Genomic DNA, 14947 nt, shown 5'->3' with positions numbered 1-14947 from the left:
GAGGCCTAGAATGCCGTGATCTATGGTTAGTCACGGGGAGCTCATGATGGGCGGAGTTTATGTACTGATGCGGCGGTTCACGATCCGTTTCCGCATGCTCGGAGCGATCGCCGTGGTGCTGGCCTTGCTGGCCCTGGTGGGAGGGGCGGGGATGTTCGGCATGTTCCGCATCCACCAGCTCAGCGCCGAGGTGATCGACGAGTCCATGGCCGTGGTGGATCGCGTGGCCCGGCTGCGGCTGGACATGGCCCAGGTGCGTCGCCATGAGAAGGACATGATCATCCAGTACGAAAAGCCGGAACTGATCCGCCAGATCCGGGAGCGCTGGGAAGCCGAGATGAAGGCGATCATGCAGACCGCCAGCGATCTTGCGGCCAGCCTGCCCGAGGCGCGCAGCGCGCAACTGCAGAAGGCGATCGAATTTCTCAAGAACTACCATCAGTTCTTCAGCGGGACGGCCAGCCAGCTCGAGAGCAGCGCCTACGAGACGGCCACGGTGGCCAACCGCATGAGTGCGCGCTCGGTGGCCCAGTTCGAGGAGGCCGACAAGCTGCTGACCCAGATGGATCAGGATGTTCGTGCCGAAGCGCAGGCCTCCAACGCCAACCGCAATGCCGTGCTGGATCAGGCGCTCTTCATTTTTGCCGGGCTGGTCGTGCTCAGCCTGGCGGTCGTCGTGCCGCTGACCCTGCTCAATATGCAGGCCATCTGTCAGCCGGTGGAGCAGGCGCGCCAGCTGGCGCAGGCCATCGCCGGCGGTGACCTTTCGCAACGGCTGCAGGTGCAGGGCCGTGACGAGGCGGCCGATCTGCAGCGCGCGCTGGAGCAGATGCGCAGTGGCCTGGCGGGTATGGTGGCGCAGCTGCGCGAGGCCGGCGAGAGCATCTCTACCGCCAGCAGCGAGATCGCCACCGGCAACCAGGACCTCTCCAACCGCACCGAGCAGACCGCCGGCAATGTGCAGCACACCGTGAGTTCCATCGGCGCACTCAGCGGCAACGTGCAGCAGACCGCCACTTCGGCGCAGACCGCCAACCAGCTCGTGGCCACGGCCTCGCAGGCCGCGCAGCGCGGTGGTGCGGTGGTGACCCAGGCCGTGCAGAGCATGCACAGCATCGCGCAGTCCAGCCGCAAGATCAACGACATCATTGGCGTGATCGACGGTATCGCCTTCCAGACCAACATCCTGGCGCTCAACGCGGCCGTGGAGGCCGCGCGAGCCGGCGAGCAAGGCCGCGGTTTTGCCGTGGTGGCCAGCGAGGTGCGCTCGCTTGCGGGTCGCAGCGCCGAGGCCGCCAAGGAGATCAAGGCGCTGATCGGCGCCAGCGTCACGGCCGTGGACGGCGGCGTGCGCCAGGTGGAAGAAGCTGGCACCGTGATGCAGGAGATCGTCAGCGGTGTGCAACGCGTGCGCGACATCATCGGCGAGATCACGGTGGCAGCCGGCAGCCAGTCCAGCGGCATCGGCGAGGTCAACCAGGCGGTGCAGGAGATCGACCGCATGACGCAACAGAACGCGGCGCTGGTCGAAGAGTCGGCCGCGGCGGCCGAATCCATGCGCGAGCAGGCCGACCGCCTGGCCGGGATCGTGCGCCAGTTCCGCCTGGAGGCCCAGGGCCGCGGCGGCCCCTTGCTGCTGGCCTGAGTCGCGCCAGACTGCGCAAAGCTTGACGAGCGTCAAGCCAGCGCGGTGCCAGCCGTGCCAAGCTGGGAACCATCATCTGATCCGATCAGGAGGTTCTCCATGGCCCATGCCAGCTTACGCATCATTCACGACGAGCATGCCGCACTGTCGGCCATGCTCCAGTCCCTGCGCATGATGATCCGGCGCGGCCCGGGCGACGGCCCGGAGCAGTTCTTCGACGTGCTGCGCGCCATGCTGTTCTACATCGACGAGTTTCCCGAGCGCCTGCACCACACCAAGGAAACCGAGCTGCTGTTTCCGCCGGTGCGCGCGCGTGCGCCGCACCTTCATGAGGCGCTGGACCGCCTGGACCGGGACCACGCGCGCGGCGAGGCGGCCGTGCGCGAGTTGCAACACCTGCTGCTGGCCTGGGAACTGCTGGGAGACTCACGACGTGAGGCCTTCGAGTTGGCCGTGGCGCGCTACCTGGATTTCTACCTGGAGCATATGAAGCTGGAGGAGACCGTCATCCTGCCCGAGGCCGAGAAGGTGCTGAGTGCGAAGGATTGGCAGGCCCTGGACGAGGCCTTTGCCACCAACTGCGACCCGCTGACCGGCAAGTACCCGCGCGATCCGGTCTACGACCGCCTGTTCACGCGCATCGTGATGCGCGCACCGGCGCCCATCGGCGTCGGCGCGGGCTGAGCCGTGTTCAGGTTTCTTCGTCCAGGCGCCTGCCCGCGAACCAGGCGACGTAGAGCACGGGCAGGACCACCAGCGTGAGCAGGGTGGCCGTCACCAGGCCGCCGATCACCACGATGGCCAGCGGACGCTGGGTTTCCGAGCCGATGTCGTGCGACAGCGCCATGGGCAACAGGCCCAGCGCGGCCAGCATGGCCGTCATGAGCACTGTGCGCAGTTCGCGCTTGTTGCCGCGCTCCCAGGTCCAGTCCAGTCCGACTGACTTGTCATAACGATGCTCGGTCCATGCATGGCCGCTGCCGTTGCCGTTCTGCAGGTCGATCTGGTTGACGCTGGCTGAGAGTACGGGAAAGTATGAACGGTCGGCTTGTGCGCCGGCAGCAACAGGCTGCCCAACAACAATAACTGACGTATGCTCATGGATCAATCCACTCGGGGGGATCGAGTGTCTCCGGCCACGCCTGACCACCGACTGACTCGGCCCTTGGTGAAAATGCGTAGACAGCCCCTGCCGCGAGCCCCGACATCATGAGAATCCTGCTGGTCGAAGACGATCCCGTTTTGCGCGAGGTGATGCGCCTGAGCCTGCGTGATGCCGGCCATCGCGTGGACGAGGCCGGCACCCTGGAACAGGCGGCGCACTACTGGCACGTGCAGCCTTTCGACGCCGTGCTGCTCGACCTGAACCTGCCGCAGAACGCCACGCCCGACAGCCCCCTGGCCAACGGCCTGTCCCTGCTGCGCGAGGCGCGGGCCCGGGGCGACCGCACGCCCGTGCTGGTGCTGACCGCGCGCAACCGCACCGACGAACGCATTGCCGGCCTGGATGCCGGCGCTGACGACTACCTCGGCAAGCCCTTCGAGCTGGCCGAGGTCGAGGCGCGGCTGCGCGCCCTGGCGCGCCGCACCGCGGGCACCGACGACTTCTCCGAGATCGGCCGCCTGAGCCTGGACCGCAAGGCGCGGCGTTTTGCGGTCGATGGCGCCCTGCTGGAATTGCCGGCGCGCGAGTTCGAGGTGTTGTGGGAGCTCATGACACCGCCCGGGCGGGTGGTCAGCAAGCGCAGCCTGTCGGACAAGCTGTCCGACTTCTCCGAGTCGCTGGGCGACAACGCGCTGGAGGCTTTCATCTCGCGCTTGCGCAAGAAGCTGGTCGGCAGCGGTGCTCGCATCCGCACTTTGCGTGGCCTGGGCTACGCGTTGGAGCGAGGGATGGATACTTGAACGCTGCGCCGGCCGCCTGGCAGGCCAGGGCGTCCTTGCGCACCCGTCTGGTGCGCAATGTGCTGCTGCCGCTGGCGCTGACCTGGTTGCTGGGCACGGCCGTGACGGTGGCCGTGGCCTACCACTTTGCCCAGAAGGCCTTCGACCGCGCCCTGCAGGACGACGCGTTTGCCCTGGCCTCGCGGGTACGTTTGCAGCCGCAGGGCCTGGCGCTGGAACTGTCGGCGCAGGAGGCCAACGCACTGCTGTTCGACCAGAGCGAGAACATCTATTTCGTCGTGCGCCGCCTGGACGGCGCCGTGATCGCGGGCAACCCGGACCTGGATCTGCCCTCGCCACACAAGGTCGAGGACGCGGAATTCTCGGAACTCAACTTTGGTCAGGAACGGCTGCGCGCCGTGACCTTCTGGCGCGAGCAGCCCTTCGCCTTCCAGGTCATCGTGGCCCAGACCATGGGCAGCCGGCGTGCGTTGCTGCACGACCTGCTGTTTTTTTCGGTGGCGCCTTTGCTGCTGCTGCTGGTGTTGCTGGCGCTGTGGCTGCGCGGCATCATCGGCGACGAGCTGCAGCCTCTGAGTGAACTGCAGCGCTCGGTCGAGCAGCGCGACGCACTGGATCTCACGCCGGTGCCGGTCTCGGCCAGCTCGCGCGAGTTGCAGCAGCTGGGCACGGCCGTCAATGCGCTGCTGGTGCGCCTCAGCCAGAGCATGCAGGCGCAGCGCGAGTTCTCCGGCAATGTGGCGCACGAGCTGCGCACGCCGCTGGCCGGTATCCGCGCGCTGGCCGAATATGGCCTGACGCAACCCGACCCCGCCGCCTGGCGCGAGCAGTTGCAGCGCATCGCGGCCAGCGAGGCGCGCGCCAGCCATCTGGTGGATCAGCTGCTGGCCCTGGCCCTGGCCGAAGAGGCCGATGTCGGCGTGCAGAACGAGCCGGTGGCGCTGGACGAGGTGGTGCGCGCGACCGTGCTGCGTTATCTGTCGCGTGCCGATGCGGCTGGCGTGGACCTGGGGGTGCAGGGGCTGGACGAGCCCGTGCAGGTGGCCGGCAATGTGGCGCTGATCGAGGGCATCCTGGGCAACCTGCTGGACAACGCCCTGCGTTACGGACGCGCGCCGGCTGGCCAGGCCAGCACCCTGACCGTGGAACTGGCGCGTGAGGGTGATCGCGTGCGGCTCTCGGTGATCGACAACGGACCCGGCCTCACACCGCAGGAGCGCCAGCACCTGATGCAGCGCGGCGTGCGTGGCCTGCATGCGGATCGTCTGGGCCAGGGCGCCGGCCTGGGCCTGGCCATCGTCGCCAAGTTCGCGCAGCTGATGCAGGCGCATTTCGAATTGAGCAACGCGTCGGCGGGTTCCGGCCTGTGCGCCAGCGTGAACTTTCAGGCGCCGCCGCGCAGTTGAGGGCGGCTTCTAGAACCGTGTGCCGAAGGCCAGCCGCCACATGTCCTGCGGCGTGAAGTTGACCTTGGGGTCATAACTCAGGCGCATGAACCAGCGCGGCCAGTCATAGGCCACCGACAGGCCGGTGCGTTCGATCGTTTCGTCTTCCACCAGGCCGCGCTTGAACAGCAGGTCGACGGTCAGGCGGTGGCCCTCGGGCAGCGGGGTCCGGTAGACCAGGTGCAGATGCTGCTGGTCGGGGTTGAGCCGGTCGTCACGCACGTACATCAGGCCCAGCGATGCGCCCTCGGCCCAGCGGTAACCGCCGCTCAGGCTGTAGGCGTCGTTGGGGTCGAAGTTCAGGTTGACGGTCTCGCGCTGGTTGGTGCGCCCGAATCCGGCACCGACGTACCAATCCTCGCCGGTTTCCACGCCCACGCTGCCGTTGAGGGCGCCGCCGGTGGCCAGTTGCGCCGAGGGCTGGATGCGCACCGCCCCGACCGACCAGGTGCGGTCCCAGCCGACACGGTCCTGGATCAGCTCGCGGGCCGGCGCCACATACCGGCCGATCCAGACATTGCCCAGTTTCGAGCTGTGGCGCAGGTTGATGTCGGTCGAGTCGCTGCTCGCCGCGCCACCGCCGCTGGACTGGTACAGGCCGGCGGTCAGCTTGAAGGCAGGGGACGGGGCCTTGCCACTGTCCTGCGCCATGGCCGACTGTGCCGCGAGTCCCAGACAGGCCGCGGTCAGGATCCGAAAGAAATGAAGTTGCAAAGGGGCTCTCCTAGAATGCCAGCATGAAGTTTGCCATCATCTTCGCCGCTTTTTTTCTGGCGACACCGGCCTGGGCCGCGCGCCCTTTCGTGACCGACGACGCCCGCCTGACGACGGCCGGCAGCTGCCAGCTCGAGAGCTGGGTGCGGCAGTATGAAGGCAGCAGCGAATTCTGGGCCCTGCCGGCGTGCAATCCCACCGGCAATCTGGAGATCACCCTGGGTGGCGGCCGCGCCAGCTACAAGGAGACCGGTTCGACAGACGACTATGTCCTGCAGCTCAAGACCCTCTTCAAGCCGCTGACGACCAATGGCTGGGGCTGGGGGCTGGGCGTGGGGCGGGTCGAGCACCCGGAGATCGCCCCGGGTCCCAACCAGCTGGGCAATACCTACGTCTACCTGCCCTTCTCGGCGTCCCTGGCCCAGGACCGTTTTTTTGTGCACGCCAATGTGGGCTGGCTGCGTGACAAGGCCAGCAACCAGGATCGCAACACCTGGGGCCTGGGCGGTGAGTATTACCCGCAACCGCGCCTGGCGCTGATCGCCGAGTCTTTCGGGGACGACAAGACCCAGCCATACTGGCAGACAGGTCTGCGCTATTCGGTGATTCCCAATCTTTTCCAGCTCGACGTCACGACGGGACAGCAGTATGGTGGCGCCAGTGCCAGCCGCTGGCTGTCTTTCGGACTGCGCTGGACACCTGAACGTCTTTTTTGAAACCCGTACCACCCAGGAGATCATCATGAAACAGCTTGTTGCCAGCCTGCTTTTTTGCTGGGCCGTGCCGGCGGCGGTCCAGGCGCAGACGGCGCCTGCACTCAAGTCCGGCGAGCAGGTCTACCGCGAGACCTGCATCGCCTGTCACGGTCCCGGCGCCAACTCGGGACTGGCCAATGTGCCGCGCGTGGGGGACAAAAAGGCCTGGGGCAAGCTGATCGCCGAGGGCCAGCACGTGCCGACGGCGCATGGCTGGGTGGGCGTGCGGGCCATGCCGCCCAAGGGCGGACGCACTGACCTGAGCCTGGAGGAGTTTGCGCGTGCCGTGGCCTGGATGGCGCGCGCGTCGGGCGGCAACTGGAAGGATCCGGATGCCCGCATGCTCGAACGCATCCGCGGCGAGGAAGCCAAGCGCATCGAGCAGCTGAAGAAGGCGCCCGTCAAGGGCTGAGGCCTGTATGCGCCGCGCGCGCAAATACCTGTTCTGGGCGCTGGCCGCACTGGTGCTGGTGCTGGCCGCCGTGCTGCTGGTCGTGCATCGCTGGGTGTCGACCGACGAATTCCGCCTGCGTGTCGAGCAGGAAGCCACGGCCGTGTTGGGCGTGCCGCTCAAGCTGGAACGCGTGGGGCTCACGCTGTGGCCGCTGCCTGGCGTGGCGCTGGACGGCGTGGAGTTGCGCACGCGCCAGCCGCTGAAGGTGGAGCGCATCGAGCTGCGGCCGGCCTGGCTGCATCTGCTGATCGGCCGCGTCGCGATCTCCACCCTGGTGGTCCGGCGTGCCGTGCTGCCCCAGCAGGGCATCGACGCCTTGCTCGCTTCGCTGCAGAAGATACGCCAGCGCGACAAGTCGCCGCAGACCGCGTCTTCGCTGCACCTGCTGCCGCGGCGCACCGTGCTCGACGAGCTGAGCTGGGTCGATGCCCGGGGCAAGGCCATCGTGATCCAGGCCGAGGCCCAGCTCGACAGCGATGCCCTGCCCGAGCGGCTGGCGCTGGATGTCGTGCACGGGCGCCTGCAGGGCACGCGCCTGGACTTGCGCCGCAGCGATGAGCTGGCCTGGGAGGTGCTGCTCCAGGTGGCTGGCGGCACGGTGCAGGGACGCGTGGAGGTGCAGCCCGTGGGTGAGACCGGTGCCGAGTTCCTGCTCAAGGGCCAGCTGCAGACGCGCGACGTCGAGCTCTCGCAGCTCACGGCTCCCGAGCCGACCGAGGCGGTACGCGCCCGCCAGCCCCTGAGCGGCCGGCTGGAGGCCAGCACCACGCTCAGCGCGCGGGCGCGCCAGCCCTCGGCGCTGCTCGATCTTTTGCAGACGCAGTCGAAGTTCACCGTGCGCAAGGGCATGCTGCACGGCATCGACCTGGCCAAGGCGGTGCAGACCGTGGGGGTGAGTCGTGGCGGCAAGACGCCGCTGGACACGCTGTCCGGTCAGGTCACGACGCGTGGCAAGGCCATCGAACTGCAGAACCTGGCGGCCAGCTCGGGCTCGCTCAGCGCCACCGGCCAGGTCAGTGTGTCCACCACGCAGCAGCTGGGCGGGCGGGTGAACGTGGACCTGGGTGGCGCCTTGGGCGTGCCGCTGCTGGTGAGCGGCACGGTGGACGAGCCCGAGGTGTCGCTGACGGCGGGTGCCAAGATCGGCGCCGCCCTGGGAACCCTGCTGATGCCCGGCGTGGGCACGGGTGCCGGTGCGTCCATGGGCGGCAAGCTGGGCGAGCTGTTCAGCAAATAGCGGGCTCGCACTGAGCGTTCAGGTCTTGTAGCCGGGGTCCAGGCGCTCGGCCTTGCGCAGCAGCGCGGGCCAGGCCAGGTTGGCGCCCTGGCCGGCGGTGGCGGTTTTCATCACACCGGCAATGCCTTCGAGGATTTTCGGGTTCACGTGCACCAGTTCGCCGCCGGCCTGCGCGTCGAGCTGGATGCGGCAGGTGTTCTCGAAGATGTACATGTTGAGGAAGGCCTCGGCGATGGTCTTGCCCACGGTCAGCAGGCCGTGGTTGCGCAGCATCAGGTAGTTGGCCGTGCCCAGGTCGGCCTGCAGGCGCGGTTTCTCTTCGTCGCGCAGGGCCACGCCTTCGTAGGCGTGATAACCGAGTGAGCCCAGCACGAAGGTCGACTGCTGGCTGATCGGCAGCACGCCGCACTTCTGCGCGCTGACCGCCACGCCGGCGCGTGAGTGCGTGTGCAGCACACAGCCGGCGTCCTCGCGCACGGCGTGGATGGCGCTGTGGATCACGAAACCGGCCGGGTTGACGGGGAAGGGCGAGTCGCTGAGCTTGTTGCAGTCCTGGTCCACGCGCACCAGGCTGGAGGCTGTGATCTCGTCGAACATCAGGCCGTAGGGATTGATCAGGAAGTGGTGCTCGGGCCCGGGAATGCGCGCACTGATGTGCGTGAAGACCAGGTCGCTCCAGCCGTAGGCCGCCACCAGGCGGTAGGCGGCGGCGAGGTCGCAGCGCAGCTGCCATTCCTGTTCGCTGACGACTTCTTTCAGGGAGGGGATGTGCATGACGGCTCCTGTTCCAGATACGTGTGCTGATGATTCCGCACTGTCCACCATGCCGGCGCAACGATCAACGCTGCGGGGTCACGTGGGCGACGCGGCGCGGAATTCGCTGGGGCTCTTGCCCGTGTGTTCGCGGAACACACGGCTGAAGTGCGAGGGGCTGTTGAAGCCCCAGGACAGGGCGATGTCGGTGATCGGGCGCGTCTGCGCCATGGGGTGCTGCAGTTCGCGGATGCAGGCCTCCAGGCGCAGGCCCTGGATGTAGCTGGCCAGGGTCTGGTCTTCGTCGGTGAAGGCGTTGTAGAGATGGCGCTTGCTGCAATTCAGGGCCACGGCGATCTGGTCCACCGTCAGGTCGGGGTCGCGCAGGTGCAGGGCCACGTAGCCGCGGATGCGGTCTTTCAGCGCCTCGCGCTGGGTCAGCTGGGTTTCCTGGCCCGAGAGTTCGATCAGGGACAGGCGCACCAGCTGGGCGATCAGCTCGCCGGCACCACGCGCGGCATCGGCACTCATGTGCGGCAGCTCCTGGAAGGTGCTGCGCATGGTGGACAGCGCCACACGCGCGATGCCGCTGGCGCCGCCCACGGGCCGCGCCATCAGGTTCTCCAGGCGCAGGCCGCGCTCGATCATCTGGGCCTTGGGCAGCATGACGATCAGGTGCTCCACCCGCTCGGGGTTGGCCACCGAGTAGCTGCCGGTGGTGTCGTAGATGGTCCAGGCGCCCGGGGTCACCCAGGCCTGGCGGCCCATCTGCTCCACGCCCGCCGAGCCTTTCATGGGCGCGACAATCTTGAGGTAACCCTCTTCGCTGGCGCGCACCATGTCGCGGGTGCGCACCACGCGGTGGCGGTTGGCTTCGAGTTTGGTGAGGATGAGGTCGCCGGCGCGGGCCGAGGCGATGTGGCCGTCGAAGTCGGTGTCGCCGTACAGGTCGGATTCCAGGCCGCCGAACTGCTTCCAGACCCAGTCGCGCCAGACCGGCGCGCGGTCGGCGGGTGCGTAATCGTCGGTGGTGACGGCCGTGGCGTGGGTCATGTTGGCCGGATTATCGGCGCATCACTGCCCCGGGACAAACCCGACGCTAGGGTTAACCCTGGTGCTCTTGCATGAACCGTCAACTACTTTGTGCACGTTCAGCAAAGCCGCAAGCCGTCGGGCTTTCTAGTATTGCTGTGCGATCCTGAAAAGCAAATCCAACGGAGACAACCATGGTTCAACAAACAAAACGTACCCTGCTCAAAGGCACTGCCGCTGCTGTCGGTGCCGCCACCTTTGCCCCGCACCTGTTCGCAGCCGCGCCGGTGCGTGTGGGTTATGCCATGGCCCGCACCGGCCCGTGGACCGGCGGCGCCCAGGTCAGCCAGGAGCCCAACTACCTGCTCTGGGCCGAGCAGCAGAACGCGGCCGGCGGCCTCAACGTCAAGGGCGAGAAGCGCCCGATCGAGCTGATCAGCTCCGACGACCGCAGCGATATCGAGACCTGCGTGCGTTCCTATGAAAAGCTCATGGGTTCCGACAAGGTCGACCTGGTGCTGCCGCCCTGGGGTTCCAACGCCAACTTCGCGGTAGCCCCGCTGGCCAACCGTTTCGGTTATCCCTTCCTGGCGCCCACGGCCCTGTCCAAGCGCCTGATCGAGATGAAGCTGCCCTACTTCTTCCTCTTGCTGCAGCAGCCCAAGCCGATGACGGAAGCCCTGGTCGACATGCTCAAGGCCAATGGCGTCAAGACCATCGCCGTGATCTACGTGGACGACCTGTTCGGCCTGGAGAACTACGCCGCGCTGAAAGTGGCGCTGCAGGGCAGCGGTATCCAGATGGTGGAAGACAAGAGCTACCCTGGTGGCGTCAAGGACCTGTCGCCGGTGCTGCGCTCCATGAAGGACAAGAACCCCGACGCCTTCGTCGGCTTCACCTACCCGCCCGACACCATCCTGGCCAGCAAGCAGGCCAAGGAAATCGGCTTCAACCCCAAGTACTTCTACGCCTCGGTCGGCACCGCCTTCCAGCTCTACCGCAACGTCATGACCCCGGCCGGTGCCGAAGGCGTGCTGGGTATGGGTTCCTGGAACGGCAAGACCAGCCCCGGCGCCAAGGCCTACTTCGACGCGCACACCAAGAAGTTCGGCGGCAAGGAACCCGACCGCTGGGCCAGCGGCGCCACCTGGGCCGGCCTGGAGATCCTGACCAACGCCGTGAAGACGCATGGCCTGGACCGCAAGGCTATCCGCGACTACGTGGCCAACACCACGCACAAGACCATCCTGGGCGACATCAAGTTCGTCGGCAGCGAGAACGTGGGCACCCCGGGCACCGTAGGCCAGTGGCAAAAGGGTGAGTTCGAGGTGGTGTGGCCGCAGAAGGTCGCCACCGCCAAGCTGGCCCCGAAACCGGCGTGGTGATTTCTTTCCTGACGGGTCTCTGATCCGTCCTTGTTCCCTTTTTCCGCCCGCTTCTGCTCAGGCAGGGGTGGGCGGAACCTTCTCAACATGTCTATTACTGCCTGGCTCGAACTGATCGCCTCCGGTCTCATCACCGGGGGCATCTATGCGCTGGTCGCCCTGGGGCTCAACCTCCAGTACGGCCTGATGCGCATCCTCAACATCGCCCACGGCGAGTTCCTCATGGTCGGCGCCTACCTGACCTGGCTGGTCCAGACGCAGTTCGGCATCTCGCCGCTGCTGATGGTGCCAGTGGCCTTCCTGGTGCTGATGGTGCTCGGTGTCGTCTTGCACTTCCTGTGCTTCCGCCGCCTCACCGCCACTTCGCCCAACCTTGACGTGTTCGAGGCACGTGGCCTCATGGTGGCTTTCGGCCTGATGTTCCTGGTGCAGAACTTCGTGTCCTGGCTCTGGGGCGGCGACCTGCGCGGCTACGACTACCTGACCGAACCCGTGAAGTTCGGCGAAGTGCAGTTCGCCGCCAACAAGCTGCTGGTCTTTTTCCTGGCCCTGCTTTTCTCCGGTGCGCTCATCGTGCTCTTGCGCATGACGCTGCTGGGCAAGGGCGTGCGCGCCCTCATGCAGTCGCCCATCGGCGCGCAGCTCATGGGCATCGACACCAAACGCCTGCACCCGCTGATGTTCGGCATCGGCCTGGGCCTCTCGGGCATCGCCGGCGCGCTGCTGTCCATGGCCTACACCATCACCCCCTATATGGGCCAGCCCTATACCGTGACGGCGCTGATCGTCATCACCCTGGGCGGTTTCGGCAGCATGAGCGGCGCGCTGCTCGGCGGCCTCTTCCTGGGTGTGATCGAGGCCCTGGGCATGCACTTCACCAACCCCTCGCTCAAGGCCCTGCTGTCCTACGCGGTGTTCATCGCCGTGCTGCTCCTGCGTCCTGAAGGCCTGTTTGCCCGTAAAGGACGCAAGGCATGACTTCCCGTCAATTCCTCATCCGCGACCTGCTGGTGCTGCTGGCCTTTGCTGGCTGGTGCCTGGCCCTGCCTTTCTACGCCAGCGAGTTCGTGGTCTCCATGGCGCTGACCTGCCTGATGTACGTGGCCCTGTCCTCCAGCTGGGGCCTGTTCTGCGGCAGCACGCGTTACCTGTCCCTGGCCACCTCGGCCTTCTTCGGCATCGGGGCCTACACCAGTGCCATCCTGCTGGGCCAGTTCAGCTGGGTCGAGACCATTGCCATCGGCGCGGGCATCGCCGTGCTGGTGGCCATTGTCATGGGCGCGGCCGTGCTGCACCTGCGCGGCACCTACTTCGCCGTGCTGACCTTCGGCATGACCGAGCTCATCCTGCACGCCGTGACCTATTTCGAGAAGACGGTCACCGGCACCGTGGGGCGCGTGCTCACCGTGGTGCCCGAGCGCGACACCATCTACCTCACCATGCTGGCCCTGGCCCTGCTGGCGGTGGCCACTTCCATCGTGGTGCGGCGCACGCGTTTCGGCCTGGCCCTCATGGGCATCGGCGCGGATGAGCAGCGGGCCCAGACCCTGGGCGTGAACACGCGCCTGGTCAAGATCGCGGGTTTTGCCATCACCGCTGCCTTTGCCGGCGCCGTGGGCGCGGCCATGGCGGTGCGCTGGACCTATATCGACCCGCACACGGTCTTCAACCCCTTCATCGGTTTCCAGACCGTGCTGATCACCCTGATCGGCGGCGTGCTCACGCTCTGGGGCCCCTTGCTGGCCGCCATCATCTTCAGCGTGCTGGCCGAGTCGCTGCGCCTGCAGTTCCCGCAGATCTATTTGATGTCGCTGGGCCTGCTGCTCATCCTGTGCGTGCTTTACCTGCCGGGCGGCCTGGCCTCGCTGCGCTGGGCCACGTTCAAGGACTGGTGGAACGACAGCCGTGCGTGGGCGCGCGATATCCGCAGCGAGTTGAGTGGCGAGAAGGAACGCGAGAAGCAGCGCGTCAAGCGCCGCGAGAAGGAGAGCCATTTTGTCTGAGCAAGCTACGCCCTTGCTGGAGGCGCACAACGTGACCGTGCGTTTTGGCGGCCTGGTGGCCGTGGACGCCGTCAGCGCCAGTTTTGCGCCCGGTGAACTGGTGGGCATCATCGGCCCCAACGGCGCCGGCAAGACCACCTTCTTCAATGCGATCTCCGGTGTGCTCGTTCCCACCTCGGGTCGTCTGGTGTCCAACGGGCGTAATCTCACGGGTCGTGGTCCCCACCGGTTTGCCGCGCACGGCGTGGCACGCACCTTCCAGACCCCGCGTGTCTTTCCCGACATGACCGTGACAGCCAACATCGAGTTCGGCCTCAAGTTCGCCGGCCGGCGCCGCCGCAAGTACGTTTTCTGGGGCGACGAGGTCGGTGTGCCCTGGGCGCTGCGCGACGCCATGAGCATCCTGCAACTGATCGGCCTCTCGGCCCAGGCCGATCTGCCGGCCGCGGCCATCACCCCTTCGCAGCAGCGCCTGCTGGAAATCGGCATGGCGCTGGCCACAAGACCGAAGCTGCTGCTGCTCGACGAAGTGGCTGCCGGCCTGACCGAAGCCGAGATCGAGGAGATGGCCCGCCTGATCCGCCGCCTGCGCGACGAGCTGGACCTGACCGTGATCTGGATCGAGCACGCCGTGACCACCCTGCTGCGCCATGTGGAGCGTGTCATCGTGCTGCACCAGGGCCGCAAGATTGCCGACGACACCCCGCGCAACGTGGTGCGCAACCCCGAGGTCATCGAAGCCTATCTGGGCGACGAGATGGCCGAACCTTCGACCGAAGACGAGGAGGTGGCCGCATGATGTGGTACCGCGATACCCCCTTCGTGCTGGGTGACCTCAAGCGTGCCCACCTCCAGGTGCGCGGCCTGAGTGCCGGTTACGGTGCCTTCCTCGTGCTGCGCGACCTGCGCTTCGAGGTCAAGCCCGGCCTGACCGTGATCCTCGGCCCCAACGGCGCCGGCAAGACCACGCTGCTCAAGGCCCTGATGGGCCTGATCCCGCGCAGCGGCATGGTGCTGCTCGACGGCGATGACCTGGCGGAGAAGACGCATGAGATCGTCAAGAGCGGCGTGACCCTCGTGGCCGAAGGCCGCCAGCTCTTTCCCCAGATGAGCGTGCTGGAAAACCTGGAACTCGGCGGCTGGCTGTGCCCGAAGGCCGAGCGCGCGCGTCGTATGGAGCAGGTGCTGAACGACTTCCCCAAGCTGCGCGAACGCATCCACCAGCTGGCCGGCACCATGAGCGGCGGTGAGCAGCAGATGGTGGCCGTGGCCCGCGCCATGATGAGTGCGCCGCGCCTGCTGATGCTGGACGAGCCCTCGCTGGGCCTGGCGCCGCGGATGGTGGACGAATTGCTGGCGATTGCCCGCCGCATCGCCGACGGCGGCACCACCGTGCTGATGGTGGAGCAGAACGTCAAGAAGGCGCTGGCCGTGGCCGACCGCGGCTACGTGCTGGAACGCGGCACGCTGGTGGCCAGCGGCCCGGCCCGGCTGCTGGAGCGCTCCAACGTCGTGCGCGAAGCCTATCTGGGTGCCGATGCCGCCGACCAGACCACCGCAGCCGATGCGGTGCAGCGCCGCCGCAAGAACACTACTGTTTAACGAATCGATTTCCTCAA

Annotated in this window: 15 protein-coding genes and 1 pseudogene; 12 read left to right on the top strand and 4 right to left on the bottom strand. The window is 66.9% G+C overall.

What is annotated here, in order from left to right; all coding sequences use genetic code 11:
• Positions 1 to 94 precede the first annotated feature (94 nt).
• Positions 95 to 1645 (top strand): methyl-accepting chemotaxis protein, encoded by a 1551-nt coding sequence (locus AO057_RS03330; RefSeq protein WP_240480723.1) that lies wholly within the window; start codon positions 95 to 97, stop codon positions 1643 to 1645.
• Between the two features lie 99 nt (positions 1646 to 1744).
• Positions 1745 to 2329 carry a hemerythrin domain-containing protein gene (locus tag AO057_RS03325; RefSeq protein WP_057674296.1) on the top strand — a complete coding sequence of 195 codons (585 nt, stop codon included), beginning with the start codon at positions 1745 to 1747 and terminating at the stop codon, positions 2327 to 2329.
• Positions 2330 to 2336: 7 nt separating this feature from the next.
• On the opposite strand, the pseudogene AO057_RS17395 reads toward AO057_RS03325, so the two are convergent.
• A pseudogene (locus AO057_RS17395) lies at positions 2337 to 2549 on the bottom strand (efflux RND transporter permease subunit); the annotation flags it as partial.
• Between the two features lie 305 nt (positions 2550 to 2854).
• On the opposite strand from AO057_RS17395, the gene AO057_RS03315 reads away from it, so the two are divergent.
• Both AO057_RS03315 and AO057_RS03310 read left to right on the top strand, forming a co-directional pair.
• Positions 2855 to 3550: a response regulator transcription factor gene (locus AO057_RS03315; RefSeq protein WP_057674294.1), complete on the top strand. Its 696-nt coding sequence runs from the start codon at positions 2855 to 2857 to the stop codon at positions 3548 to 3550.
• Entirely contained in the window at positions 3547 to 4956 is a 1410-nt protein-coding gene (locus tag AO057_RS03310) for a sensor histidine kinase (protein ID WP_057674293.1), read from the top strand. Before AO057_RS03315 ends, AO057_RS03310 begins: the two co-directional genes overlap by 4 nt.
• A 9-nt stretch (positions 4957 to 4965) precedes the next feature.
• Here the strand turns inward: AO057_RS03310 and AO057_RS03305 are convergent, their stop codons facing one another.
• Positions 4966 to 5709, bottom strand: a complete 744-nt coding sequence (locus AO057_RS03305) for a hypothetical protein (protein WP_240480722.1) — start codon at positions 5707 to 5709, stop codon at positions 4966 to 4968.
• A 23-nt stretch (positions 5710 to 5732) separates the two neighbouring features.
• On the opposite strand from AO057_RS03305, the gene AO057_RS03300 reads away from it, so the two are divergent.
• The 3 genes from AO057_RS03300 to AO057_RS03290 are packed head-to-tail and all read left to right on the top strand — an operon-like array spanning position 5733 to position 8155.
• On the top strand, positions 5733 to 6425 hold the full coding sequence (locus AO057_RS03300) for a hypothetical protein (RefSeq protein ID WP_057674292.1): 693 nt from the start codon (positions 5733 to 5735) through the stop codon (positions 6423 to 6425).
• Between the two features lie 25 nt (positions 6426 to 6450).
• A complete protein-coding gene (locus tag AO057_RS03295; protein ID WP_057674291.1) occupies positions 6451 to 6876 on the top strand; it encodes a c-type cytochrome in 426 nt (141 codons plus the stop codon).
• 7 nt (positions 6877 to 6883) lie between these two features.
• Entirely contained in the window at positions 6884 to 8155 is a 1272-nt protein-coding gene (locus AO057_RS03290) for an AsmA family protein (RefSeq protein WP_057674290.1), read from the top strand.
• An 18-nt stretch (positions 8156 to 8173) separates the two neighbouring features.
• Here the strand turns inward: AO057_RS03290 and AO057_RS03285 are convergent, their stop codons facing one another.
• Positions 8174 to 8929, bottom strand: a complete 756-nt coding sequence (locus AO057_RS03285) for a class II aldolase/adducin family protein (RefSeq protein ID WP_057674289.1) — start codon at positions 8927 to 8929, stop codon at positions 8174 to 8176.
• Positions 8930 to 9007: 78 nt separating this feature from the next.
• The gene (locus tag AO057_RS03280; protein WP_057674288.1) at positions 9008 to 9961 is read right to left on the bottom strand and encodes an AraC-like ligand-binding domain-containing protein; all 954 of its coding nucleotides are present in this window, start codon (positions 9959 to 9961) and stop codon (positions 9008 to 9010) included.
• A gap of 173 nt (positions 9962 to 10134) precedes the next feature.
• Here AO057_RS03280 and AO057_RS03275 point away from each other — a divergent pair, with 173 nt between their 5' ends.
• From AO057_RS03275 to AO057_RS03255, 5 genes are all read left to right on the top strand, one after another.
• A complete protein-coding gene (locus tag AO057_RS03275) occupies positions 10135 to 11325 on the top strand; it encodes an amino acid ABC transporter substrate-binding protein (protein WP_057674287.1) in 1191 nt (396 codons plus the stop codon).
• 87 nt (positions 11326 to 11412) lie between these two features.
• The gene (locus AO057_RS03270) at positions 11413 to 12303 is read left to right on the top strand and encodes a branched-chain amino acid ABC transporter permease (protein WP_057674286.1); all 891 of its coding nucleotides are present in this window, start codon (positions 11413 to 11415) and stop codon (positions 12301 to 12303) included.
• Positions 12300 to 13328, top strand: coding sequence for a branched-chain amino acid ABC transporter permease (locus AO057_RS03265; protein ID WP_057674285.1), 1029 nt, complete (start codon positions 12300 to 12302; stop codon positions 13326 to 13328). The genes AO057_RS03270 and AO057_RS03265 overlap by 4 nt, the downstream gene beginning before the upstream one ends.
• The gene (locus tag AO057_RS03260) at positions 13321 to 14127 is read left to right on the top strand and encodes an ABC transporter ATP-binding protein (RefSeq protein WP_240480721.1); all 807 of its coding nucleotides are present in this window, start codon (positions 13321 to 13323) and stop codon (positions 14125 to 14127) included. Before AO057_RS03265 ends, AO057_RS03260 begins: the two co-directional genes overlap by 8 nt.
• Positions 14124 to 14930, top strand: coding sequence for an ABC transporter ATP-binding protein (locus AO057_RS03255; RefSeq protein ID WP_057674283.1), 807 nt, complete (start codon positions 14124 to 14126; stop codon positions 14928 to 14930). Before AO057_RS03260 ends, AO057_RS03255 begins: the two co-directional genes overlap by 4 nt.
• Positions 14931 to 14947 lie beyond the last annotated feature (17 nt).

The sequence above is a fragment of the Curvibacter sp. PAE-UM genome (genome assembly GCF_001432305.1).
Taxonomy (GTDB): Bacteria; Pseudomonadota; Gammaproteobacteria; order Burkholderiales; family Burkholderiaceae_C; genus Hylemonella.
The sequence above is the reverse complement of the archived record's forward strand: the minus strand, read 5'-3'. Positions and strand labels throughout refer to the sequence as shown.